This window comes from Giesbergeria sinuosa, from assembly GCF_042652905.1.
GTDB classification, from domain to species: Bacteria; Pseudomonadota; Gammaproteobacteria; order Burkholderiales; family Burkholderiaceae_C; genus Simplicispira; species Simplicispira sinuosa.
The window spans coordinates 166,424-190,062 of record NZ_JBHSHJ010000002.1; the positions used below are offsets into that span (position 1 = coordinate 166,424).

At 55.0% G+C, this 23,639-nt stretch carries 20 protein-coding genes and 2 tRNA genes; 8 read left to right on the forward strand and 14 right to left on the reverse strand.

Going from position 1 to position 23,639, the window contains the following annotated elements:
• Nucleotides 1–5 precede the first annotated feature (5 nt).
• The 4 genes from csy2 to cas1f all read right to left on the reverse strand — a co-directional run bounded on the left by csy2 (nt 6) and on the right by cas1f (nt 7,176).
• Complete coding sequence (csy2, locus tag ACFO6X_RS03405) at nt 6–1,088, reverse strand: type I-F CRISPR-associated protein Csy2 (RefSeq protein WP_382430067.1); 1,083 nt, start codon at nt 1,086–1,088, stop codon at nt 6–8.
• Complete coding sequence (gene csy1, locus ACFO6X_RS03410) at nt 1,085–2,494, reverse strand: type I-F CRISPR-associated protein Csy1 (RefSeq protein ID WP_382430069.1); 1,410 nt, start codon at nt 2,492–2,494, stop codon at nt 1,085–1,087. Before csy1 ends, csy2 begins: the two co-directional genes overlap by 4 nt.
• A gap of 168 nt (nt 2,495–2,662) precedes the next feature.
• The gene (gene cas3f, locus ACFO6X_RS03415) at nt 2,663–6,157 is read right to left on the reverse strand and encodes a type I-F CRISPR-associated helicase Cas3f (RefSeq protein ID WP_382430071.1); all 3,495 of its coding nucleotides are present in this window, start codon (nt 6,155–6,157) and stop codon (nt 2,663–2,665) included.
• Nucleotides 6,154–7,176 carry a type I-F CRISPR-associated endonuclease Cas1f gene (cas1f, locus tag ACFO6X_RS03420; protein WP_382430073.1) on the reverse strand — a complete coding sequence of 341 codons (1,023 nt, stop codon included), beginning with the start codon at nt 7,174–7,176 and terminating at the stop codon, nt 6,154–6,156. The genes cas3f and cas1f overlap by 4 nt, the downstream gene beginning before the upstream one ends.
• Nucleotides 7,177–7,238: 62 nt before the next feature.
• On the opposite strand from cas1f, the gene ACFO6X_RS03425 reads away from it, so the two are divergent.
• From ACFO6X_RS03425 to ACFO6X_RS03460, 8 genes are read left to right on the forward strand one after another with little or no spacing between them, the layout of a single operon-like run.
• Nucleotides 7,239–10,163, forward strand: a complete 2,925-nt coding sequence (locus ACFO6X_RS03425; protein WP_382430075.1) for a monovalent cation/H+ antiporter subunit A — start codon at nt 7,239–7,241, stop codon at nt 10,161–10,163.
• Entirely contained in the window at nt 10,163–10,531 is a 369-nt protein-coding gene (locus ACFO6X_RS03430; RefSeq protein WP_382430077.1) for a Na+/H+ antiporter subunit C, read from the forward strand. The genes ACFO6X_RS03425 and ACFO6X_RS03430 overlap by 1 nt, the downstream gene beginning before the upstream one ends.
• Nucleotides 10,531–12,261 (forward strand): monovalent cation/H+ antiporter subunit D, encoded by a 1,731-nt coding sequence (locus tag ACFO6X_RS03435; RefSeq protein ID WP_382430079.1) that lies wholly within the window; start codon nt 10,531–10,533, stop codon nt 12,259–12,261. Before ACFO6X_RS03430 ends, ACFO6X_RS03435 begins: the two co-directional genes overlap by 1 nt.
• Nucleotides 12,258–12,749, forward strand: coding sequence for a Na+/H+ antiporter subunit E (locus tag ACFO6X_RS03440; RefSeq protein WP_382430081.1), 492 nt, complete (start codon nt 12,258–12,260; stop codon nt 12,747–12,749). Before ACFO6X_RS03435 ends, ACFO6X_RS03440 begins: the two co-directional genes overlap by 4 nt.
• On the forward strand, nt 12,746–13,030 hold the full coding sequence (locus ACFO6X_RS03445) for a K+/H+ antiporter subunit F (RefSeq protein WP_382430083.1): 285 nt from the start codon (nt 12,746–12,748) through the stop codon (nt 13,028–13,030). Before ACFO6X_RS03440 ends, ACFO6X_RS03445 begins: the two co-directional genes overlap by 4 nt.
• Nucleotides 13,027–13,404 carry a monovalent cation/H(+) antiporter subunit G gene (gene mnhG / locus ACFO6X_RS03450; protein ID WP_382430085.1) on the forward strand — a complete coding sequence of 126 codons (378 nt, stop codon included), beginning with the start codon at nt 13,027–13,029 and terminating at the stop codon, nt 13,402–13,404. Before ACFO6X_RS03445 ends, mnhG begins: the two co-directional genes overlap by 4 nt.
• Nucleotides 13,405–13,417: 13 nt before the next feature.
• Nucleotides 13,418–13,807 (forward strand): fluoride efflux transporter CrcB, encoded by a 390-nt coding sequence (gene crcB, locus ACFO6X_RS03455; RefSeq protein ID WP_382430087.1) that lies wholly within the window; start codon nt 13,418–13,420, stop codon nt 13,805–13,807.
• A 43-nt stretch (nt 13,808–13,850) separates the two neighbouring features.
• The gene (locus ACFO6X_RS03460; protein ID WP_382430089.1) at nt 13,851–14,720 is read left to right on the forward strand and encodes an LOG family protein; all 870 of its coding nucleotides are present in this window, start codon (nt 13,851–13,853) and stop codon (nt 14,718–14,720) included.
• A gap of 132 nt (nt 14,721–14,852) precedes the next feature.
• Here the strand turns inward: ACFO6X_RS03460 and ACFO6X_RS03465 are convergent, their stop codons facing one another.
• From ACFO6X_RS03465 to ACFO6X_RS03510, 10 genes are all read right to left on the reverse strand, one after another.
• On the reverse strand, nt 14,853–15,488 hold the full coding sequence (locus ACFO6X_RS03465) for a DUF2238 domain-containing protein (RefSeq protein ID WP_382430091.1): 636 nt from the start codon (nt 15,486–15,488) through the stop codon (nt 14,853–14,855).
• Between the two features lie 31 nt (nt 15,489–15,519).
• Complete coding sequence (locus ACFO6X_RS03470) at nt 15,520–16,200, reverse strand: ABC transporter ATP-binding protein (protein ID WP_382430093.1); 681 nt, start codon at nt 16,198–16,200, stop codon at nt 15,520–15,522.
• Complete coding sequence (locus ACFO6X_RS03475; protein WP_382430095.1) at nt 16,193–17,293, reverse strand: ABC transporter permease; 1,101 nt, start codon at nt 17,291–17,293, stop codon at nt 16,193–16,195. The genes ACFO6X_RS03470 and ACFO6X_RS03475 overlap by 8 nt, the downstream gene beginning before the upstream one ends.
• A gap of 39 nt (nt 17,294–17,332) precedes the next feature.
• Nucleotides 17,333–18,679: a flagellar basal-body rod protein FlgG gene (locus ACFO6X_RS03480; RefSeq protein WP_382430097.1), complete on the reverse strand. Its 1,347-nt coding sequence runs from the start codon at nt 18,677–18,679 to the stop codon at nt 17,333–17,335.
• A gap of 572 nt (nt 18,680–19,251) precedes the next feature.
• Nucleotides 19,252–19,327, reverse strand: a tRNA-His gene (locus ACFO6X_RS03485).
• Nucleotides 19,328–19,379: 52 nt separating this feature from the next.
• Nucleotides 19,380–21,299, reverse strand: coding sequence for a SurA N-terminal domain-containing protein (locus tag ACFO6X_RS03490; protein ID WP_382430099.1), 1,920 nt, complete (start codon nt 21,297–21,299; stop codon nt 19,380–19,382).
• A gap of 514 nt (nt 21,300–21,813) precedes the next feature.
• Nucleotides 21,814–21,984, reverse strand: coding sequence for a hypothetical protein (locus tag ACFO6X_RS03495; RefSeq protein ID WP_382430101.1), 171 nt, complete (start codon nt 21,982–21,984; stop codon nt 21,814–21,816).
• Nucleotides 21,985–21,995: 11 nt separating this feature from the next.
• A tRNA-Val gene (locus tag ACFO6X_RS03500) sits at nt 21,996–22,071 on the reverse strand.
• 11 nt (nt 22,072–22,082) lie between these two features.
• Nucleotides 22,083–22,355, reverse strand: a complete 273-nt coding sequence (locus ACFO6X_RS03505; RefSeq protein ID WP_382430103.1) for an HU family DNA-binding protein — start codon at nt 22,353–22,355, stop codon at nt 22,083–22,085.
• Nucleotides 22,356–22,566: 211 nt separating this feature from the next.
• Complete coding sequence (locus ACFO6X_RS03510) at nt 22,567–23,625, reverse strand: aminotransferase class I/II-fold pyridoxal phosphate-dependent enzyme (protein ID WP_382430105.1); 1,059 nt, start codon at nt 23,623–23,625, stop codon at nt 22,567–22,569.
• Between the last annotated feature and the right edge of the window lie 14 nt (nt 23,626–23,639).

Sequence of the window (23,639 nt, forward strand, 5' to 3'; positions counted from 1 at the left end):
GAGGCTTAATAAGGAAAGTAATCGTCGTCACTGTGGTCAGTGTCTGGGGGACTAACAGCCATATAGCCATTGCGGCAGCGGTATAAGCCTTGGGCTTGCTGGGTTTCGGTGTGCCACAGCAGTTGTCCCAGATGGTTTAGTCGGTGTGGACTGACCCATTGGCCCAAAGAGTAAATGGCCTCGACAAAGCGCACGGGTATGCGGGTATCACGGGCATGACCGACACTGCCTGCGGGATGTGCCTCAGATAAAGCCGTGTAACCTACCGGAATCGGCACAATCCAACCCTTGCCAGGGCCGCGGCAAGGGTCTTCCCATGTCACTCTCTTTTGAGGGGCTGCATGATCTTCTGGGGCTGGAGTGCCCGGGTCTTCTGTGGGGGTGGGTGCTGTGGGCTGGTAGTTAAAGCGACTGGCGTGTAACCAAGCATCCAGCAAGGTGGCTTGTGGATCTTGGGCTTGTAGGTCTTTTAAACGCTGGGCCAACAGGTCGTCTCGGGCTACCAAGGCGAAACCGGGCAACCATTGTCGCCGCCAGCGTCGCCATTGCGCTGCTTGTTGGGTCGCATCGTCGGGCAGTACGGCCAACCAAGGGCGCAACCGTTGGCCGGGTGTAGCACGCGCTGGCAGTATGCTGCCGCCAGCGATGCGCATCTGTGATAGCACTTGTCCTGCGGCATCGGCCCATTGCTGCATGGCTTCTTCGCTGCCCTGCACCAAAGTGGGCACTGCGGTGGCAGGGATGCTTTCAGAGACGCTAAATACCAAAGTTATCTCTACATGGATGCGGCCTTCTTCCACAATGGCGGCGGTGCTGCCGTCTTTGTCTATCGGGTTGCGGGTCAGGTGAAAGGTATGGACAAAACCGGGGGCTACTTGCTCTTGGTGTTGGTGGCAAATCACCCCTACGCCGTGCAAATGCAATGGGATATGGGCTTGGGCCAGTTGGCGCTCTAGTGCCCACATCAGGCCGGTGAAGGCGGTAATGGCTGGAAAACCATGCGTGAGCGGGCTGGAAATGGCGTTGGCGTTCTGTACGCGCAGGTGTGGGAACACCAAAATGGCTTGTGGCTGCTCAGCAGTACTCATGGCAGTGCTCCGCGTTCTGCTGTCGGGGTGGCGTGGTGGGGGCGAATGGGTATGTAATGCGGCGCATCCAGCCGCTCGCGTTGCTCACGCAGTTGTTGCTTGAAACCATCCTCATCCGTGAGCAAGAGTTTTTGCCATTGCCGGGCTTCGGCATCGCCTACGGGCAATCGGTGTTGGAGTTCATGATTGAGCCAATTGGCAAAGTGTTTACCGACTTGGGCCGGCCAATCCATTTGTAACCATTCTTGGGCAAACTCGGCTTCGGGCGGGAGTTCGGCGCGCAGAGGGTCGAGCCAAAGTTGTTCTGCGCGCGCCAGATTGTCGAAACGGCCTTCGGTGTCTATGCTGGGGCTAGTCCAGCCTACTGGCATGGTTTGCAGTAGCTCGCCAGCCAGGGATACCAGCTCATCCAACAGGGTATCGATATAGGCTTCGCGGCGCTGGCGGGTATCCAGATTGGGGGGTGGGTCAGATTCCAGAAATTGACGTAACTGGCGCAGCGTTTTGCGTACCTCGGGCCGGGCTGGAAATAGGCGCTCAAAGATGGAATGGCTATGCACTGGCGGGCGGGAGGCACTGGCTTGCCATGTGGGGGGCAGTGAGGCTAAGAGGTAATTGGTGCCGTTACGATCAACATTTAATTTTCCGACATTCTGCTGATTGGTACCGCCTATCTTTTGCACTGCCAGTCTCGGATAATCGTGAAAAACTCCATCATGTGCTTGCTGATGGTGGTAGGCTTGTCGGGCAATTTTGTTGGCTTCACCAAAGCGGTGCTCTTGGATTTCTGCATAGACCATATGCACCAAGGACGTGGGAAACAGCGGAGCCAGTAACCCATAGTGGCTATCCACACATGGATTGCTACCAGTAAGCCAGTACAACTGTTTAGCTAAGGGGTGTGAGCTGGGGCCTGCGGCGCGTGGTTGCATCAACCCGACAAAGGCATCACGCAAAGTTTTAGCCTGCACCGGATCATGATGCAGCGCTTGCGTAGCGCCCTCATCTTGGGCCAGCAGAGCGGCAAGCAGGCTGCACCCATTGACTTCTAATTTCAAAAATTTGTAAACATCCAAGGCAGCAGCGTTGCCAACGACATCATTGACAAAGGACTGACCTAGGACATGGCTGCCTAATACATCCAGCGATGACAATTTATCAGGATGCACATAGAGACTGGTACCCTTTGCATCAGAGTGGATACCTTTGATGGAGTGGGTGACAGCCTGAAGTTGTGAGACACGGTGCGCCGCATTTTCAATCCATGTACCGTATTGGTATTTCTCTAGCAGCTCGATACGCTTGGGATCATCGTCCTTGAGCTTTTCCAGCTTGGCATCCAGCCGTTCTTGAATGAAGGCTGCAATGGCTTCATGCCAAAGCAGGCGCTGTTCAGTGAGGGGCATATTGGTTCCTCGGTGGGTGTAGGATGCCAGCTTAATTTAATCCATGATACTTAGAATCTTAAGTTACAATGCAACACAATTTTTCTACTGTGTAAGTAGCTTAGAAAATGATGCTTAGGAACGTTCTTATTCTGTTTTCTGCCGCACAGGCAGCACAAGCCAAGCCATTTACTTGGCTGCCGTAAACCCCAGCAATTCATGCCAGCACCAGCCCTGTGTGTTGTCTGGCAAGGTGGCGGTGGCGTAGTGCTGCGCACATTTTTGGAGCGCCCCATCTTGGTCTTGGGCTAGGCCACGCAGTTCTTCTAGCAGATCCACCCGAATCCACGGTGTGATGCTGCCTTGCATTGGCAAGTGCGTACGCTGCAATAGGTTTTCTGCACGGGGATATAACTTGTCGCCACGCCGAGGGCCATCGGCCACGCGGTGCAAAGTGAGATGCTCGTCATCCTCGTCGGGTAAAAACACCACTTCTGTCTGTGGCACAGGGTCGTAACGAAAACGTTGATACTGTGGCAGCACCCCGGTGAGCCATAGCTTTTCACTGCTGGCCCAATGCAGACTGGCAGCACGCTCTATGCTGGTGACAGCAGTGGTGCTGTTGGGCAACATGGCCTCGCGCATACGGGCGTGTTCTAAGTCCACCAAATTGGTTCTGGGTTGTAATTTGTCGGCGGCAGCAATGCGCGGGCGGGCATCTATCGGCCAAGCCATTGGCCCTTGGAGTGCCGCTGGTAGTAAGTCTTGCAAACGGTGCGATTGCAAATGAAAGTAATACGCTACATCCGTTTTTACCTGGACTGCTTGCATCTCAAACCCCGGTTTGCAAAATGCAGCTTGGCCTGGTTGTTCATAAGCGCGCAAATTGCTATCCAATAGCAGGATGTTTGGCCCATCCACCGCACCGCTACGATGGCGACGTACCCGGCCTGCCAGTTGGATAAAGGAACGCATAGAGGATGGCTCGACCACTGCCCAGTCATAGTCATGATCGCGGCCCACTTCGGTCACGGGGCTGCCCAGCACAATCAACAGTTGGTCTTTTTCTGGATAGGCGTCCACCAATGCCCGAACAGCAGGCCGCTGCAAAATGGGGTCAGGGCTGCCAGCAGCTGTACGGCGGTTGAGCAGGGTATCGAGTTGGCGCTCTATGCCAGAGCGCATCAGCAAGGGAAATTGGGAGTGATACACGCACAAATGCACCCGTACCCCGGCCACTGTCATGCCCTGTTGGTACATGGCCGATGCCACTTCCACCAGCGGCTCGATATTCGGCATACGAATCAATCCCACGCTGATACGCTTGCCGCTGGTGGCATCTAGGCTGTGGTTGTGTGGCTGTTGGTGCAACTGCCATGCAGATTGCAGCACCAAGCGGGCTAACTCGGTGCGGCGCAATGCCTTGTCCATGCTCTTTTCTTGCCAGTGGGTGGGCAAGGGTGCAATCTGGGCGCGGCGGCGTATTTCGGCTTTAGCTAATTGGGCGCTGCGTTGTTGCACATATTTGTGATGGGCAACCTGAAAAGCCCCACGGTCTGGACAATCCAAGGCGGTTTGTTGAAATTCATCTATCCACAAACAGCATATCTGGGGGGATTCGGTGGGGCGTTCGCTGCGGTGCTGTTGAAACACGCTGCGCCCGGCTTGGTAAGCTAAAAAGAGCCCTTCCACCAGTGCCGGTGGCAAGGTAGCCGAGGACAACAACACCCGCGCCCCCAGCAGCCCAGCCCAATGCACCAAGCGCGACAGGGCGGGCAAGTCGGCCATGTCGAAATCGTCGGGCTCGTCCAGCACCAAATCGCCCGTCATGAGGCGCAACATGGGGGCAATCTGGCGGCCTCCGCGCAGGCTTTCGGTGGCCGGGGTCAGGTGGTCGACGGTACACACCAGCAAGGGTGCGGCAATCAAGGAGCGCACTTGGGCATCGTGGCTCAGGCGCTCCAGCAGGGGGTGGTGTTTATGGCCCTCAAACAAAACCTGTCCGCCTTCATCCAGCAGGGCTTGGCTAGAGGCCGAGCCGCTGGCTTCGGCTTGGGTCTCATAGTGTTCAAACAGGGCACGGTTGGCAGCGCCCCCCACTTGGATGGCTAATTGTTCATCGCTTAAGCCCAAGTCGTGCTGAAACACGCGCCCGGTTTGTAAAGTCAGGGTGCGTAAACCCATAGCAAAGGCACAGCGCAGGCCTTGCTGCGGATCGGCCAGTGCATTCATGATGCGGGCATTGCCCAAAGTTTTGCCGCAGCCGGTAGAGGCCATATTGACAATGAAAGCCCCGTGGGCCCCACTGCGCTGGCGCACGCTGGCAGCCATGTCGGCGGCTTTGTCCTGCCATTGAAAACGCGCCTCGGCACTGCGTTTTTTCAGGCCTCGGTGGTTTTGTAGGCTAGGCAAACTGCGTACCAACGAGGGCAGAGAATGCGCTACCAGCGTGGCATGGGCTTGCACGCCCAGCAAGTGCTCATCCAGTGTTTGGTTAAAAATGGACGCACCCGGTGGCTTTGGTTTTTGGCGGGTGTTGGCATACAGCGGATAGCCGGGTTGCAAATAGGGCTGGCGGCGCTCTGTGTCTTCGATGCTGGAATAGTGGTGGTCGGCCAGCATCAGGCACAGACGCGACAGGTGCATGGCAAAGGGATCTGCGAACACCTGTATCTGGCCGGGCTGTTGCGACAGCGCCAGTAATTTTTGGGCATAACGTGCGGCTTGCTTGCGCCAAGGCAGTGTGACGACTGGCAAGCCATGCGGAAAAGTCCAATGTGCGCGCACGGTGGCATCGTTGCTGCCGTTGTTACCCGTTTCGTGCGGTTCGTTCCAGTCGGCATTGATACGCTGCAACAGGGCTTGCAGGTCGCGCTGGTTTACCGAGCGAGGGTGTGCCCCAAACCGGCGGTATGGGTATTGCGGCTGGTCGATGTCCTCGTCACTGCTACCGTCTGCTTTTTTAATGGGCAGACAAGGCAGGCGGTGGTGGGTAAGCACCAGCCATGCTACAGCTTGCGCCAACGGTGGCAGGCTGGCAAATGGATTGTTCTGCTGTAGCAGTGCCGCTGTGTCCAGCGTATCGCGCAACAAGCGCCCGTTTTGGTGGTCTAGCCACAGGGCTTCAAAGGCTGAGGCATCGACCGCCGCATCGCCACCAGCGGCCAAGCGTTGCAGCCAGCCTGTATCGTCATCGTTGCCCACAAAAGCCTGAAACAGCCGCACCGAGACCCATTCATGCCGATACAGATTGCGTTCGCGCAGGGTGGGTTGCCGTAGTCGTTGCTGAAACGCTTGGGTCGCTTTGCCCAAGTCATGCAGCAACGCAGCCAAGGCACTCAAGGCCGTGATGAATGGCAAATGATGCCAAGTGTTTTCATCGGCAGCCCGCAATACATCGTGGGCGGTGGTGTTGGTAGGCACGGCACCTTCGGGATTGAACTGGCGGCCATCGCCCACCACCCAGAGCAGCTCACTGTGGTCTTTGCCATGTATCCAGTGGCAGGCCACAGCGGTATTTTTGCGGGCAGTTTGGCGCAGCAGTTTGCGCACAGTGTCTAAACCGGCTTGGGTGATGGGTGTTTGCCACGTTCTATCGCCCCGGCGTTCGGCAAACTGGTCTAGGATGCGCCGGGTTTCGGTCAAGGCCCGCTTGCTGCATTGTGAAATAAACAGCACATTCATGGCGTGTCTCCCGCCGTACTGGTTGAGGTTGCGGTTGGCTGGGCCAGTCGTGCGGTGTCGGTGGCAATCTGCTGGAGCGATTCGATGATGAAGTCCAACGCTTCGGTGCGGGTCAGGGCTTCGATGCAATGGCGACGGAAAGTTTGCTCATCGTCACCCCGCATGGCCGAGAGGAAGGCTTGCGGCAAAATCACTGCGTCCTTCACCAAGTCGGCGGCATCAAAAACCAAGCCGCCCCGGCGCGTTTTGCCATGCAATACCGCTAAACCATGTGGCAACCCCAGCACCCAAGTGGCCGTGGCACCTAAACCATAGGCCAAATAATTGCCGTGGTCTAAAAAACGGTTGGCTGGGTCGGTGCCTGTGCCGCGTTTGGCGCGGGTAAAGTCGCCATAGCCGGTGGCTTCTACGGCCAACTTAAACAGGGCTTTGGTCAGACGTGCCTCGTCAGTAAGCAAGGCCGTGACATCGGGGGCATGGGTGATGAGCTGTCGAAACTGTTGCGCTAGCTTTTGCAAGTGCTGGGTATCTGCCGCGAAGCCTGCCTCACGCAGCGCACGGGCATCCCATGCGTGTAGCAAACGCTCTAGCCGCAACAGTTGCAATTGCTTGGCAGCGGCCAAGCGCAAATCATCATCAAACCAGAACTGTACCCAAGATTGCAGGTACTGGGTGGGGCGGTATTCACTTTGGGGTAACAGCCAGGCCACTTCCACATCTACTTCATTGGCTGTGAACAAAGGTGTGCCGCCACCGCCACAAAACCCTACCAACACGCCTGCCTTGGCCAGTTCACGCATGGCCGCTTGGGTGATGGAAGTGCCAGTGCCCAACAAAATACTGGTGGTGTTGGCGATGGGGATGTTCCAGTACAGGCTGCGCTGGCCCGCGTCTGTCACATATTCCACCCGACCACCGTTGACCAATACGCGGCAGTGCTCTAGGTAGTAAAGATTGGCCCGTTTGGAATGCAAGATGGTTTTTAGGTCGGTGGAACGGATTTCTTCTGCGCCAGACATGTCTATTTCCTTTCACAACGCAAGGATAGGGTGTCACAGCTACCCCGTAGAATGTTTAGCGCATGTCATTGATTCTCCTGATATTTCTCCCATTTTTGGCCAGCGCACTGGCCGCTGTGCTGCCTTCTAATGCACGCAACACCGAGTCCACTCTAGCGGGGGCTGTGGCTGTGTTTTGCTGCATACAAACGGCACTGTATTTCCCACAGATTGCCCAAGGTGGAGTGGTGCGTGAAGAAATAGCGTGGCTGCCTTCGCTGGGGCTCAATTTGGTGTTGCGCCTAGATGGCTTTGCCTGGATGTTCTGCATGTTGGTGCTGGGCATTGGCGCATTGGTGGTGCTGTATGCACGCTACTACATGTCGCCTGCCGATCCAGTGCCGCGTTTCTTTGCCTTTTTCTTGGCCTTCATGGGGGCTATGACGGGGGTGGTGCTGTCGGGTAACCTCATCCAATTGGCGTTGTTTTGGGAGCTGACCAGCCTGTTCTCTTTTTTATTGATTGGCTACTGGCACCACCGCAAAGACGCTCGGCGTGGTGCCCGTATGGCGCTCACAGTCACCGGTAGCGGTGGCTTGTGCATGTTGGCTGGCATGTTGGTGCTGGGCCATATCGTCGGCAGTTACGATTTGGATCATGTTTTGGTAGCAGGCCAGTTGGTGCGTGACCACCCACTTTACCTGACAGCACTGGTGCTGATTTTGCTGGGGGCTTTGAGCAAAAGCGCGCAGTTTCCTTTCCATTTTTGGCTCCCCCACGCTATGGCAGCGCCCACGCCCGTGTCTGCCTATTTGCATTCGGCCACGATGGTCAAAGCAGGGGTGTTTTTGCTAGCGCGGTTGTGGCCGGTACTCAGTGGCACTGAAGAATGGTTTTGGTTGGTCGGTGGCGCTGGAGCCTGTACCCTGCTGCTGGGGGCTTATGTGGCCATGTTCCAAAACGACCTCAAGGGCTTGCTGGCCTATTCGACCATCTCGCACTTGGGGTTGATTACGTTGCTCTTGGGCCTCAACAGCCCATTGGCAGCCGTGGCGGCCGTGTTTCATATTTTGAATCATGCCACCTTCAAGGCCTCATTGTTTATGGCGGTCGGCATTGTTGACCATGAGAGTGGCACGCGTGACATTCAGCGCCTGTCTGGGCTACGCACCATGATGCCTGTGACAGCTACGCTGGCTACTGTGGCTGCCGCAGCAATGGCTGGCGTGCCTTTGCTCAATGGGTTTTTGTCCAAAGAGATGTTTTTCGCCGAAACGGTGTTTATCGATGGCAGCACACTGATCAACTACTTTTTGCCCATAGCTGCCACTGTGGCTGGGATTTTCAGCGTGGCTTACTCATTGCGCTTTACGGTGGATGTGTTTTGGGGGCCACCGGCTACTGATTTGCCCCGACAACCCCATGAACCGCCCCATTGGATGCGGGTACCAGTGGAGTTGTTGGTCTGTGCCTGTCTGGTGGTGGGCGTATTGCCTGCATGGGCCGTGGGCCAATATCTTCAGGCGGCAGCACTGCCTGTGGTCGGTGGGGTTTTGCCAGCATTCAGTTTGGCGGTTTGGCATGGGTTCAACACGCCATTTGTCATGAGTCTGGTGGCTTTGCTGGGCGGCACCTTGCTGTATGGGGTGTTGCGCTGGCGGCGTGCTCGCACCACACTGGAAGCCCCTCCAGGGTTGCAGGGCGTGGATGCCAAACGTATGTTTGAACATCTGTTGGCCCAACTGTCCCTGATGGGGCGCCAAGGGCGGCGTTTATGGAGTACCCATCGGTTGCAATGGCAAATGTTTTGGCTTTGTCTCATGACTTTGCTGGTAGCCACGGTGCCATTGTGGAGCCGTGGGTTGCACATTGGTAACCGCTCGACCATGCCAGTGTCATTGGCTTTTGTCGGGCTCTGGGTGGCGGGCATGGCCTGTGCAGTGGGCGCTGCATGGCAGGCCAAATACCATCGTATGGCAGCCTTGACGCTTATGGGGGGGGCTGGGCTGTGTACCAGCATCACCTTTCTGTGGTTTTCTGCACCCGATTTGGCCCTGACACAATTGATGGTGGAAATTGTGACTACCGTGTTGATTCTGCTGGGGCTGCGCTGGTTACCTCGGCGTGAGCAAGACATTCCGCCTGCTAGCACAGCACGCCTGCGCACCCAAGGACGGCGCTTACGTGATCTATTGATCGCGTTGGCCGCTGGGGTGGGCATGGCAGCCTTGGCGTTGGCTATGCTCAGTCGGCCTTTCCCAGAAAGCACGTCCACCTTTTTTCTAGAAAATGCCCTCATTGGCGGTGGTGGTAGCAACGTAGTCAATGTGATGCTGGTGGATTTTCGGGGGTTTGATACCTTTGGTGAGATCGTGGTGCTGTGTATCGTTGCACTCACGGTCTATGCCCTGTTGCGGCGTTTCCGGCCTGCCCCCGAAACCATGGATTTGCCCGTACAGCAACGTGCGCTGCCAGCGGATTTGCATACCGATCTGATCAATCCACGACAAGCCACCGACACTGCTGTCGGCTACTTGATGGTGCCTGCGGTGCTGGTGCGACTGCTGCTGCCGTTCACCATTGTGGTGGCGGTACACCTGTTTATGCGGGGCCACAATGAGCCAGGTGGTGGTTTTGTTGCCGGTCTGGTGTTCTCCGTGGGTTTGCTACTGCAATATATTGTGTCTGGCACCCAGTGGGTAGAAGCCCATATGCCCTTGACGCCTCGGCGCTGGATGGCTACTGGCTTGCTGTTTGCGCTGGCTACCGGGCTGGGGGCACTGTATTGGGGCTACCCGTTCTTGACCACCCACAGCGTCCATGTGCATTGGCCGTTGTTGGGTGAATTACACCTTGCCAGCGCCCTGTTTTTTGATTTGGGCGTTTTCACGTTGGTGGTTGGAGCCACTTTGGTGATTTTGACTTCTATTGCCCACCAGTCGGTGCGCGGCCATCGTTTCCACGCCCGAATTGCAGAAGAAGCTGCCCAGCAGTCAGGAGAGCATTGATGGAAATGACCTTGGCATTGGCCATTGGCGTATTGACTGGCTCAGGCGTTTGGCTGTTGCTGCGTCCACGTACTTTTCAGGTGATTATGGGGCTGTCACTGCTGTCGTATGCCGTCAATCTTTTCATCTTCAGTATGGGGCGACTCGGACTGTCCACCGGAATGGAGCCAGTGCTGCGCTCAGGGGTGGCCCAAGACTTGGCACACTATGCCGACCCTTTGCCACAGGCACTGGTATTGACCGCCATCGTCATTGGTTTTGCCATGACTGCATTGTTCTTGGTGGTGTTGCTGGCCTCACGCGGACTGGCAGGCAATGACCATGTGGATGGCCGTGATCCTGGTCAGCATCCAGAGGAGAACACTTGATGCAAGCCCTGCTGCTATCGCTGGCGCAGGCTACTATGCCCCACCTGATGTTGGCACCCATTGCCTTGCCATTGGTCACTGCCGCACTGATGCTGATATTGCGTGAAGAGCAGCAGCGCCTCAAGGTCACACTCAATCTGTTGTCGACCGCACTTGGTTTGTTGATTGCGCTGGTACTGCTGTTTTGGAGCAACCAGCAGGGGTTGCCTACCAGTCTGGGCGTGTACCTGCCAGGCAACTGGCCTGCGCCCTTTGGCATTGTGTTGGCACTCGATAGGCTTGCGGCGCTCATGCTTGTGCTCACCAGCACTGTGGCGTTGGCCTCCGTGCTGTTTGCCAGTGCCCGCTGGCACCGTGCGGGTGTGCATTACCACCCACTCTTTCAGTTCCAGTTGATGGGTTTGAGTGGTGCCTTTCTGACCGCAGACCTGTTCAACCTCTTTGTCTTTTTCGAAATCATGCTGGCAGCCTCTTATGGTTTGCTCTTGCATGGTTCGGGTCGGGCGCGGGTGCAGTCGGGCCTGCATTACATTGCCATCAATCTGGCGGCCTCCGCACTCTTTTTGATTGGGGTGTCCATGCTCTACGGCATCACTGGCACCCTCAACATGGCCGATTTGGCTCGCAGTATGCCTGCGGTTGCCCCCAACGACCGGGGGTTGCTTCATGCAGCTGCGGCCATACTGGCCACGGCTTTCTTGATCAAGGCAGCGGCTTGGCCGCTGAACTTCTGGTTGGTGCCCGCCTACAGTGCGGCCACTGCTCCAGTGGGTGCCTTGTTTGCCCTCATGACCAAAGTAGGCATTTATGCCTTGCTGCGCCTGTGGACGCTGTTGTTTGGCACGGAGTCTGGTGCATCGGCTTGGTTTGGTAGCCTGTGGCTGCTCAGTGGTGGTCTGTTGACCATGGCCTTTGGTGCTATTGGTATGCTTGGCTCACAACGTTTGGGTCATTTGGCGGGTTATGCTGCGGTGCTGTCTTCAGGCACCTTGCTGGCAGCCATGGGTTTTGGTCACAACTTGCTCACTGGCAGCCTGCTCTACTACTTGCCTGGTTCCACATTAGCGGTCAGTGCCCTGTTTTTGCTAAGTGACCTCATTGACCGCTGGCGCACCGAAGGCAGCGGCACCATGCCCTACGAACCCTTGGCCGATGAGGCTCCCTTTCTTGATGCCGAGCTGGTGCCCGCTGCAGGCATGAACCTTGATGACGATGAGGAAGTGTTGGTGGGTCGGGTCATTCCTGCGGCAGCAGCCTTTATGGGCATATCTTTTTTGGGCTGCACCTTGATGGTGGCCGGACTACCACCATTGGCTAGCTTTGTTGGCAAGTTTGCCATGCTCACAGCGGTACTCAACCCCTTGGGTATGGGGGCATCAGCAGGGCATCAGCCAGGCTGGTATGGCTGGAGTTTTTTGGCGCTGCTGATTGCCTCCGGACTGCTGGCCCTGATTGCCTTGACACGGGTGGGGATCCGGCATTTTTGGGCTGCGCATGACCGCCCGCCCCCCCAATTGCGCTGGGCAGAGGGGTTGCCGATTGCCGGATTGTTGCTGACTTGCGTGCTGCTGTCGGTGGTGGCGGAGCCTGTGTTGCGTTACACCCAGGCCACTGCCGATGCTCTGCACTCGCCCGGTACCTATATACGGGCCGTGATGTCAGCGGTGCCCACACCATCGCCCGTCTATATGTCCCCTGAAAAGCAGCAACCCTTGGAGGATGGGCCATGAAAAACCTGTTGCCCATGCCTCTGCTGTCACTGGCTTTGCTGCTACTGTGGTTATTGCTCAACCGCAGTCTGAGTGCAGGCCATCTGCTGATGGCCTCGTTGCTGGCGCTGTTCATTCCACTGCTCACGCAGGGGCTGCGTCCATTGCCTGTGCAAGTGCGCAGGCCCGGCGCGATGGGGCGTTTGTTGTGCAGAGTTGCGCTGGACTCCATCCAATCCAACATCACCGTGATGCGATTTTTGTTGTGGCCCAGCCGTAGACGCCATCCGGCAGGTTTTGTCTATGTGCCTCTGGATGTCCGCGACCCCAATGCCTTGGCCGTATTGGCCATGATTGTGTGTATTACACCTGGCACTGCTTGGGCCGAACTGGCGCTAGACCGGAGCGTATTGCTGTTGCATGTGCTCGAGTTGGACGATGCCGAGGCCATTGCCGCACATATCAAGCAACAGTACGAACGCCCCTTGATGGAGATTTTTGAATCATGACCACCACGCCAATTCTGTCGTGGGCAGTTCCTCTGGCCCTGCTGATATTGGTGCTGGCCATGGCCTGCACCTTGGTACGTGTGTTGATTGGCCCCACAGCCCAAGACCGGGTGTTGGCACTGGACTGCATGTACCTCAATGGCATGTTGGCAATGTTGGTGCTGGGCTTACGCTACGACAGCCCACACTACTTTGAGGCCGCTTTGTTGGTGGCCTTGCTCGGGTTTGTCAGTTCTACGGCGATGGCCAAGTTTTTGTTGCGGGGCGAGGTGATTGAGTGAGTACCACCGTGTTGTTGCCCCTGTGGGCAGAAATAGCCATTGCTGCACTGCTGTTGTGTGGTGCTGCCATCGCGTTGTTGGGTTCTACAGGTTTACTGCGTTTGCCCAGTTTTTTTGAACGGGTGCATGCCCCAGCCATGATTTCTACCTTGGGTTGTTGGTGCATTGTGGGCGGTGCTGGGCTGTATTTTTCACTGCGTTCAGGACAATTGGCATTGCATATCTTGTTGATTGCCATTTTTTTGGCGATTACGGTACCTATCACCACCATCTTTTTGATGCGGGCAGGGCTGTTTCGTGCCCGGCAGGCCAGGCGCAAAGACATTCCCCCCACCCTGAGCCGCATCACCCCTTCGCGCCCCAGTAAATCCTGAGACACCTTGTTTGATGACGCCTATACACATAGTGAGTATCTGCTGCGGAGCCAGTCTGGGGGCGCTGGCCCGCTGGCGTTTGGGCCTTTGGCTCAGTACCGATGCCATTTTGCCTTGGGGCACGCTGGCAGCCAATTTGGTGGGGGGGTACTTGATCGGTGTGCTGGTAGGCGTCTTTCAAGTGATGCCACAGCTCGATCCGGTTTGGCGCTTGGCTTTGATCACAGGATTTTTGGGTGCATTGACCACTTTTTCGAGTTTTTCTGTGGAAGTGGTGGGGCTGTTGCAACAACAGCGTTATCTAACCGCGTTAGGCTGGAGCGCGCTGCATCTGTTGGGGTCTTTGCTCATGACTGCCGCAGGCTTGCAGACTACGTCGCTGTGGCTGGGGTTGCGCACCTGATTCCACCCCGGTCTCAAGTTTTGGCCTCTCTTTTTTGGACACCATGGACACCAATACCCGACTGAACCAACGCCGCCTGGCCGATGCTTGGGCTGAACTGCACACCGATGCCCACCAAGGCAATCCTTTACATGCCGATGCCCACCGCATGGCTTTTGCGGACCCAGAATTCATGTTTCGGCGTGAAACCCGTGGTATTCGCTTCCAATTGGAAATGCTCAAACCCGACCTAGGCCAGACCGAGCAAGGTATTGATAATACCGTGGTTGTGTATGGTAGCGCCCGATTTGTTTCACCCAAACAGGCTGCCAAACAACTCAACCAAGCCAAGGCAAAAGGAAATAGCCATCATATTGCAGAAGCAGAGCGGGCTGTGCGCAATGCTGAATATTATGCCCAAGCCCGAAAATTTGGCAGGTTGGTGGCTGAACATAGCAAAACCCAAAAACCAGAAAATAGATTGTATATTTGCACTGGAGGTGGCCCCGGCATCATGGAGGCAGCTAACCGGGGTGCCCACGATGCCGGAGCGCCCAATGTGGGATTGAGTATTGCCTTACCCCATGAGCAAGGAGGCAACCGTTATATCTCGCCATCATTGAGTTTTAAGTTTCACTATTTTGCATTGCGCAAAATGCACTTTATGATTCGGGCGAAGGCCTTAGTGGCGTTCCCGGGGGGGTTTGGTACGCTAGACGAGTTGTTTGAAGTGCTCACTTTGGTGCAAACCAAGAAGGCCAAACCCGTGCCAATTATATTGTTTGGTAGCAACTACTGGAAGCGGTTGATCAATTGGGAGTTTCTTATGGAAGAAGGAACTATATCGGCCCATGATCTTAAATTATTTCACATGACCGATGATGCTGCCGAAGCCTGGGCCATGATTCGGGATTTTTACAAGTTGGAACGTTAACATCCAATGTTTTGGTATTGAGGAAAAAGAATTCTCGTGAATATTGTGCTGATGTTGGCTATAAAATAAATATATCCCTCATGTCCTCGTTCAGGGGAATGTGAGGGATATATTTATAAAATTGTTGGATTTTTAATCGGATTGAATGGTGGTGGGTGTGATGATTATATAAGGCGTTGCCTTGTTGGATCGATGCTTGTGTGCCAAAGAATGAAGAAAAGCAAAACTGCATGAGCCGAGAAAATTGGCAATCAAATCTTGCATGTTATTGTCATAGCCACCAACTCCATGATGGGGTACAGTCAAAACAACTAAATATTCAACAATTTCTACCAATGCACCTAGCCCCATGACTACCAATACTACAAATATGCGATTAACCCGCGTTAGTGCAATGTGTTGTATATGAAATAGCCTGCTAATTAAAATGCTGATAGAAAAAGCATTGATAAAATGAACGTATTTGTCGTAGCGTATGTTAAAAATATAGGCGTCATACAATCTGCTGCCTTCTATTTGAATAAAGGCACCGCTAAAGTGCATCAAAATACCGCATTGAACCAACAATAAAAGTAAAGAATTGAATTCGTAATTGCGAAATACCCACCACAAAGCAACGATGCCGATTAATATAAAGATGGCATAAATAAAAAACTCTTCAACATGTGCGCTGCCCCGGTATTCTATAAATCTGGCGTAATACCTAAAAATGCACAGAAACAAGAAAAGCAGAGTGTTGAAAATGATAAAAACATCTATTTTTTTCATGGAATGCTGCCTTTCTAGTGAGATGGCCGCTTTATGGGGTGTTTGAAATCAATTGACCATCCCGCAAGGCCATGCACCGATGGGCGGTGCGGGAGATTTCAGGGTTGTGTGTGGCAATCAGCACCAAAGCACCCGTCAATTTGGCATGTTGGGTCAGTAGATCTACCACCCGTTCTCCGTTGCGGGTGTCAAGATTGCCGGTAGGTTCGTCAGCCAAGATCAATGCGGGGCGATTGGCCAAAGCCCGTGCGACCGCAGCCCGTTGACGTTCTCCCCCGGAAACATGCGCAGGTAAAAAAGCAGCCCGATGGGCTAACCCCATTTGTTCCAACAACTCTGCTGCCTGTTTTTGCCGTGTCTTGCGGTCTGTGCCCAAGGCCAACATTGGAGCCTCGATGTTCTCTTGCAGTGTCATGGTTGGCACCATGTGGTGGAACTGGAAGACAAAGCCTATATGTCGGGCGCGGAACTGGGGGACTTGTCGTATCGATGACAGGTTTTGCCCTAACAAAGTAATGTGCCCGCTGGTGGGGTGATCCAATAAGCCAATCAGAGACAACAGGGTGCTTTTGCCACAACCGGAGGGGCCAGTCAGTGCCACGACCTCACCACGACAAGCATCAAAGGAGATATCTTGGAGCGCAGGTGCCTCGCTGCGGTGGTAGCGGTGGCACAGTTGGACAACCTGTAGCAGGGGCAAGGCATCATTCATGGCGAAGGGCATGCAAGGGTTGGATGCGCCACAGCACAATGGCTGGCCACAACAGCGAGAACAGGGCTACGACAAAGCTCATTGCTGCGGCATCGGCCATGACTGACCATGAGAGTTTGACAGGAATCCACCCATAACCCACCGACTCCATCCGGTTGAGTAGGTGCAGCAATAACAAAGCCAATCCTTGGCCTGCTGCGGCGCCCAAACTGCACAGCAGCAGGCTCTCGGCCATCAGCATGCGCAACACCCGCCAAGGAGTCCAACCTACGGTCATTAAGATGCCAATCTCTCGCGTACGTTCAGCTACCGCCATGACCAAAGTGTTGGTGACCACTAGCACAGTGCCTATCAATACCAGTATGGAAATAGCCGTGACAAAGGCATTGACCACCCGGAGCAGGCGCAGTGAGCCTGCAAACTCAGTCCCAGGAACTGCACGCAATTGTGGGAAATGCTCGGCCACTTCTTGTAAAAAACGTTCGCGGGCTTGGGGATTGGTGGTTTGCAGTAACGCCAAGGTGTAGCGCCCTTCTTCACCCGGACGGGTCAACATTTGTTGCACATCCGTAATACTGCCCATCACTCCCCCATCCAGCAGCCTACTGCCAGTGCGGTAGATACCCGTGATAAGGTAGTCTTGTCCATCCAGCATGATGCGTTTCCCCGGTGCCAGCTGGAGGCGCTGTGCATTGATCTCGCCTACCATGACTTCGGGTTGGCCCGCAGTAAAGTGCTGCCCTGCTACCAATGGAATGCGCCGGGAAAAATCGGCCCCTGCTCCCACTACCAAGGCGTAGGCATTCCATTTCTCATTGAGTGAACCCAACACCATCGGGGTCAAGGCTGAACCAAAACGGGCAGACAACGCTGCCATTTGGGCCTGTGTAATGCGCGAAGAGAAGGCTGAAGTAGCCCGGCGCTCGTAGACGACTACTTCGAGGTTATAGGCACTGACGGCATGGGCAATTTGTGTGCGCAGATCGGCAGTAATCGTGCTGATCGCTACAAACAACGCCACACCACCGGCAACCCCCAGCAGTGTGAGCAAGCTGCGCACAGGAGCGCGCAGCACATTGCGCAGAAAGATCATGGACGGGGTAGTTTGCTGCTACATGGGCTTGCACAATCTTTATGGATTGCAGGCAGGCGCAGAGGTCACAGCTTCTCCGTTGACTGTCATGGCCGCTTGCAGCTTGGAGCCCGGCACAATGGTCGCGACAGAGGTAGAGTTGGCTGCGCCTGTCATTGTCACAATGCCGGAAACATAGTCTCCAGAATCGTTGGTAATGATGGGGGCTGTCGTGGTCAGATCGAAGTATTGACCGTTAGAGCGGTATCCCCGACCGGTGATAGAGATTTGCTCGCCACCGTCTGTCCGCTTGAAGGTTGTCATCGTGTAGTTGGTTTGTCGGTAAGTTTTTTGCGTTAGCCGGTTAACCACTGCAATCTCATCGGCTTGTAGCCGGTCGGGCTGGTTCGCTGTGGCATCACCACCCGGCACACCCGGTGTATAGACATAGTTGGTAAAACGCACAGTTTGGGAGTCAACCACAGCACCGGCTGCATTTTTCTTTTCCATGCTGATGCCATCGGCACTGTGGGCTGCCAGTTGGGTGGTGATGGGCCCATTGGCTGTAGGAGTGGCTCTGTTGGTAAATGACATGCGACCGTTGTAATAGGTCTTGCTGCCAGTGTCAGAGTCCTGTGTGCAATAGTTGTCGAACACGCGGGTGGCGGTGGTCACCCCGTTGGCATGTGTGTAGTCAGGAAAGCTGATGCGACCACCACAACTCCCCAGCTTGTCGGCAGGGGGCGTACTGGTATAGGTTGCCATAGAACGCGAACCGCTGCCGGAACCCAGCGAGCGTGCGGCCATGGCTGCGTGGATAGCACGCTCGAAAGATGCTGATCCGCTGGCGGTGTTGTTGGCAGAGCTGAGGCCAGAAACCGGGCTACAAACGGTCAGGAAAGAGGCCAGTTCTGCACTGCCGTTGTTTACCGCGGCCACATCGAAAGTGGCAGGCGCAGGGCCACAAGTTTCGGGAAAGATAGAACAGGAGTAATCAGCCAAGTCTCCTAGCGCAACCCATTGTGGATTGTTGGACAGTGCATTGACCAAACCCACCACAGACGTGCCATTGACACCCAAGGCTACATTGGTGCTTGCATAGTAGCGGAAGGTATAGGTTTCGTAGGTGAGTGTGGGGGGACGAGGGCCAGGCAAGACTACAGGATAGGTCGACTCAGCCCAATTGAACAACTCATCGGCTGTAGGCATACGCACATTAGCCAAAGACACCGACAGGCCCACGGTGCTTTTCAGGGTGGAGATGGCTGCTCCTTGAGGCTGCTCCAACGCTTTGGCCTGACTAAAGGCCGAGCCATTAAAGGCGGGAGGAGAGTCGCTGGAACCACAGGCAGCTACCAACAAGGCAGCAATTGCCGTGATGCCGAACAAAGACGGGTTAGGTACCATTGGACGCCTCCGCAAAGCAAGTGGGATAAGGCATTGGACGCCACTGCCAGGGGTAAAAACTTGATCTAGATCAAGAGTTCATGGGTTGCATGTCTTGTGGCCCTTGGGGTATCACTCAAGGGCATCAGGGTGTAGGAACCATGAAAGCCCAGAGTTAGCGGAAAACCGAAGAAAAAGCGCAGTTAACCATCTCTTGTATTGGTTGTGCGATGGGTCTCGGTTCGTTAATCAGTGGTGTGGGCTGCTCTAAGCGAAATCTCATCGAGTCCCCCGATGTGATCGCCACCATCCTTGGGTTTGGCCTGCTGTGACTTCGACCCTGCCAGCTTGGGCATGGCCGCCCAACTACCCCAGTGGCAGAGGATGCCGTTTTTAGCGGAAGAAATGCTTGGAAGAGCCGCGCGCAAAGCCCATCAGGTGCCACCTCTATGCGGATCAGGTTGATCAATGGGGGAACGCCTGACGTTAGACAACCATTTGATGATTGAGCAGTCTTGGGCTTTTTTGAAAAATTTGCAGCGTAAATAGGCAAAAAAAAGCCACATCCGAAGAAGTGGCTTTTTTGTTTTATTTGGGGTGGCTGATGGGACTCGAACCCACGACGACAGGAATCACAATCCTGGACTCTACCAACTGAGCTACAGCCACCGTAGTGTAGATTTGAATTATAACATCAAAATTTGATTACCAAGAGAAGTGGTTAATTCTTTTCGGTGGATGTTGTTGGGCGGGGCACTTTGATCTGTGCTTTGAAGCGGGTTTTCAGGAACTCATAGTAGGCTTGGCTTTCTGCCGAGGCCAACCACTGCACATACTGTTGCTGCCGTTGTGTTTCCAGCGAGGCGTCGGTGGTTTCACGCGGCACAATGCGATTGATCCGTGCCAGCACATAGCCGTTGTCGTTCAGATCGACACCAACCCAAGTGGGCAGTTTGTCGGTTTTAGTGGAGAGTACGGCATCTACCAGTGCTGTAGTCTGGTTTTGTCGTTGGTCACGGGAGAGCACCAGTGGGGCACTCAGACCAGTCGCTGCTTCAGGTTTGACTTGCCAAGCTGCCAACCGTGCCTCGCCTTCTTTGCGTGCCAGTTCTGCAGATTCTTCACTGACATACAGCTTCTGTACCTGTTCACGTACTTCATTGAAAGCCAGGGTCGACGCCCCTTGATAAGCCGTGATGCGAGCAGCCACCAATTGATTGCTGCCAATTTCCAGTGCCTCGGTATTGCGCTTTTGCGCTATAGAGTCTTCAGAAAACAAGGCTGTGAGGAGTTTTTCATTGGCCAGTACGCCTGTAGTGCCTGGCGCAGGTTTGCGCTGTACCTTCATGGCCGTTTGGACTTTCAAGCCCAATTTTTCTGCCACGGGTTGCAGGCTTTCCGCTTGTTCATAGACGGTGTTGCTGAACGTCTCGGCGACTTCAGCAAACTTGCGCTGGGCTTGTTGTTGGCGCATTTCCGCTTCTAGGCGGGGGCGCAGTTCCTCAAAGCTGGGCTGGCGAGGTGTCTTGATTTCTGTCAGTTGGATGATGTGATAGCCGAATTCACTTTCAACCACATCGCTGATTTCGCCTTTCTTCAGAGCGAAGGCTGTATCTTCAAAGGGTTTGACCATGGCTCCGCGGGCAAAGAAACCCAAATCACCACCTTGGGTGGCTGAGCCAGTGTCTTGTGAAGATTTTTTGGCCAAGTCTGCAAAGTGACCGGGGGCTTTACGTGCTTGTTCTAGGAGCTCTTGGGCGCGGGCTTTGGCTTTGTCACGTTCTGCTGCGGGGGCATCTTTCGCAGCGGTGATCAGAATATGGCTAGCACGGCGTTCTTCTTTGCCTGCAAGACGGTCTATATTCTCTTGGTAATAGGTGCGTAGATCTGCTTCGTTCAGGCTGATGCTAGCGGCTACGCTGGTCAAGTCCAAGAGTACATATTCGATGCTGGCTTGCTCGGGTTGTTGAAACTTGGCGGGGTTGGCTTTGTAATACGCTTCCAGCAGCTCGGGGCTTTGTGCCACTTTGGCAGTAAAGTGGGCTGGTTTGAATTCCAGCAGTTGCACTTCTCGTCTTTGCAACAACGCGTCTACCGTGACTTTGGTTTGGGCGGGCGTGCTGAAGGCCGTGGCATTGATATTGCCTAGCACTTGGTTCACGGCCAGTTCATTGCGCACGGCAGCTTCAAAACCCTCAGGTGTCAAACCTTGGGTGGCTACCAATGCTTTGTAGCCCTCAATGTCCAGTGTGCCATCGGCCCGCCGTAGGGCGGCAATTTGCGGAATCTCGCTCAGGTGGCGGGCCAGTTGTCCATCACTGGTCACAAGGTGGGCTTTGTGGACGGCTGTTTGCAATACCCGCTCACGCACCAGGCGCTCTAGCGTGGCATAGCGTGCCTCGGGCGTATCCAGCAAAGCTGCGTTGATATTGGGTTGCTGTGCCCGGATACGGTCAGATTCCTGTCGATGGGCATTGTCCCAGTCGGTCTGGGTGATCTCATGACCATTCACCAGTGCCACTACGGGACTGCTGCCTGAAAAATACGTGGAATCTATGCCTACCAGGATGAAGGACGGAATGATCAGCAAGAACAGCAAGAACATCGCAATCTTGGAGTGCTTGCGGATAGATTCAAACATGGTCAATCTTTCAGTGACAAAAAAAGCGAACTTGCGTTCGCCTTTATATGGATGGTGATTGGGGTTGGCAGGATGGAATCGCGGACTCAAGTGTTGCGAGGGGTTGCCTGTTGCTTATAAATCAATGGGTTGCATCGATTATTACCCGTATACCACCCGAAATCGGGGAACGATGCCAATTTTACCTGTTTAGCGTACCCCACATCTGAGCGATGGCCTCTTTGCCACTTGTAAGGGGAAACCCAGTCATTTTTATGTGGCTTATCGTTACGCGATGTCACATACTGTTGCTACAGTGGGCTCGGGTGAAAAATGCCCATGTGTTTGCTGTGGCCGATGTTGGATAGACCATAACGCGCAAGTATTGGAAGGAGCAGGCGGATGGAGCGGGTGATCATCATGGGAGGTACTGTTCTTGCGTGTATTTGTTACATGAACACAGTGCCTTATGGTTTGAGTGCACGAAGGGTGGGCCAATGAAGTTTTATATCGTTCGTATGGCCAGTGGTGTGCACTACATCGCCTCGGTGGTCAGTTCTTGTGCTGCATTCATGCAGGCCCAGGATGTTTTGGGGGAATTTGCCAGCAGTGCAAGACCGGTATGAGGCGGTTGCCGTGACTGGGAGACGGCGACAACGTCGCTGTGTGAAATGAAAAAAGCCACCTTTAAGGTGGCTTTTTTCATGGGTTTGGTGGTGGTGGGTGCTAACGGGGTCGAACCGCTGACCTACGCCTTGTAAGGGCGCCGCTCTACCAACTGAGCTAAGCACCCCACCGATGTCGTTAGTTTACAGCATCTTTGAGTGCTTTGCCAGGACGAAACTTAGGAATTGTGGCGGATTTGATGTTGATGGCCGCGCCAGTACGTGGATTACGGCCTGTGCGGGCTGCGCGTTGGCCCACTGCAAAGGTGCCAAACCCCACCAACGACACTGTGCCACCCTTCTTCAGGGTGGTCTTGACCGCATCAATGGTGCCTTCCAAAGCGCGGGCTGCAGCAGCTTTGGAGATGTCGGCGTGGTTGGCGATGTGCTCGATCAGTTCAGTTTTGTTCACAGGAACCTCTTGTTAGCAGAAGAGTAGTTTGGGGTGGCTTGGACTACCTGCCAATGGGGCATCCCACATGCAGACAGGTTGGGAGAAGTAGGAGATGGAATGGCGCCAAACACCTTGGAGGTGACATGATGGCGGCTATTCGCATGCAGAAAGCTGATGGCCTGACCAGACGGTGGCATCGGCCGCGATTCTAGTCGTAATTGCTAATGCGTTATGTTGGATGGGGTACGGGTTGCATGTTGAGCCATGCTTGATGCAGGGCTTGTTGTGCTTGCGGTGGCAATACGCCCAGCCGCAGCCAGCCAGGCAGTCCGAAGGAGGTGCAGTCGCGTAATTGCACATCCTGCGCCCGCAGGTGGGTGAGCGCGGTGTGTAGTGTGTGAGTGGGTGGCCGAGCTACGAAATAGTTGGCCCTGCTGCCAGGCTCAATCTGCCAGCCCAATGTGGCACAAAGTGTTTGTTGGCTTTTTTTCCAATGACGCAGGGTGATCAAACTAGATGCCAACCAGTGCTGCGTGGTGGGCTGTGCCCAAGCGTGGAGCAGGGCGACACCGTGGGCACCCACGGGCCAAGAGGGGGCCAAAGCGATCAGCCGGGCCGCATCTTCTGCGCTGTGCAATGGTGCAATGGCATAGGCTGCCCGCACACCCGTCAAACCCAAGGCTTTGTTGGGTGTCCACAGCTGCCAGAGGTGATCCATGGGGGCGGGAGGTGGTGGGCAATGCAGCTGTAAGGGGCGATAGGCACAGTCCAGCACCCACCAGCGTCCAGACAGGGGCTGCGCTGTTTGTAGCATGGGGTCGGTCAATCCTTGTGGGCTGGATGGTTCGCACATCCAGTGCAGGTCTGCCGTTGTGGTATGGATATCTGTGCTGTTTGTCCAGTGTGTTGGGCGATGGTGAATGGACAAGCCCCAAGCCCGTGCAGCCTGTGCGTAATCACCATAACTGTGGGTGGGCAAAGAGACGGCTGTGGCACCGCACCGGGCGGCTAAAGTGGTAATGCGCCAGATGAATTCACTGGCACTGGCTGCCAGTACGATACGTTCGGGCCTGACTTGATGAAATTCGGCCAGTACTGTACGCAATGCGGTGTAACTGGGGTCTGGATAACGACTGGCATCGGCCTGTTGCACAGCCGCTAAGGCCTCAGGGCAAGGGCCACAGGCATTGCTGTTGGTAGAAAAATCCCAACGGGCGGGGCCACGGGCATCGGGACCGCCGTGGGGCGGAGGCTCCGCCAGAAAAGAAACAGGCAAAGAAGCGTTCACAGACAAGGCCTTCA

What these genes read in the sequence shown, in the direction of transcription:
- csy2 (WP_382430067.1), bottom strand. Translation starts at nt 1,088, where the DNA reads ATGAGTACTGCTGAGCAGCCACAAGCCATTTTGGTGTTCCCACACCTG.
- csy1 (WP_382430069.1), bottom strand. Translation starts at nt 2,494, where the DNA reads ATGCCCCTCACTGAACAGCGCCTGCTTTGGCATGAAGCCATTGCAGCC.
- cas3f (WP_382430071.1), bottom strand. Translation starts at nt 6,157, where the DNA reads ATGAATGTGCTGTTTATTTCACAATGCAGCAAGCGGGCCTTGACCGAA.
- cas1f (WP_382430073.1), bottom strand. Translation starts at nt 7,176, where the DNA reads ATGTCTGGCGCAGAAGAAATCCGTTCCACCGACCTAAAAACCATCTTG.
- ACFO6X_RS03425 (WP_382430075.1), top strand. Translation starts at nt 7,239, where the DNA reads ATGTCATTGATTCTCCTGATATTTCTCCCATTTTTGGCCAGCGCACTG.
- ACFO6X_RS03430 (WP_382430077.1), top strand. Translation starts at nt 10,163, where the DNA reads ATGGAAATGACCTTGGCATTGGCCATTGGCGTATTGACTGGCTCAGGC.
- ACFO6X_RS03435 (WP_382430079.1), top strand. Translation starts at nt 10,531, where the DNA reads ATGCAAGCCCTGCTGCTATCGCTGGCGCAGGCTACTATGCCCCACCTG.
- ACFO6X_RS03440 (WP_382430081.1), top strand. Translation starts at nt 12,258, where the DNA reads ATGAAAAACCTGTTGCCCATGCCTCTGCTGTCACTGGCTTTGCTGCTA.
- ACFO6X_RS03445 (WP_382430083.1), top strand. Translation starts at nt 12,746, where the DNA reads ATGACCACCACGCCAATTCTGTCGTGGGCAGTTCCTCTGGCCCTGCTG.
- crcB (WP_382430087.1), top strand. Translation starts at nt 13,418, where the DNA reads ATGACGCCTATACACATAGTGAGTATCTGCTGCGGAGCCAGTCTGGGG.
- ACFO6X_RS03460 (WP_382430089.1), top strand. Translation starts at nt 13,851, where the DNA reads ATGGACACCAATACCCGACTGAACCAACGCCGCCTGGCCGATGCTTGG.
- ACFO6X_RS03465 (WP_382430091.1), bottom strand. Translation starts at nt 15,488, where the DNA reads ATGAAAAAAATAGATGTTTTTATCATTTTCAACACTCTGCTTTTCTTG.
- ACFO6X_RS03470 (WP_382430093.1), bottom strand. Translation starts at nt 16,200, where the DNA reads ATGAATGATGCCTTGCCCCTGCTACAGGTTGTCCAACTGTGCCACCGC.
- ACFO6X_RS03475 (WP_382430095.1), bottom strand. Translation starts at nt 17,293, where the DNA reads ATGATCTTTCTGCGCAATGTGCTGCGCGCTCCTGTGCGCAGCTTGCTC.
- ACFO6X_RS03480 (WP_382430097.1), bottom strand. Translation starts at nt 18,679, where the DNA reads ATGGTACCTAACCCGTCTTTGTTCGGCATCACGGCAATTGCTGCCTTG.
- ACFO6X_RS03490 (WP_382430099.1), bottom strand. Translation starts at nt 21,299, where the DNA reads ATGTTTGAATCTATCCGCAAGCACTCCAAGATTGCGATGTTCTTGCTG.
- ACFO6X_RS03495 (WP_382430101.1), bottom strand. Translation starts at nt 21,984, where the DNA reads ATGAAAAAAGCCACCTTAAAGGTGGCTTTTTTCATTTCACACAGCGAC.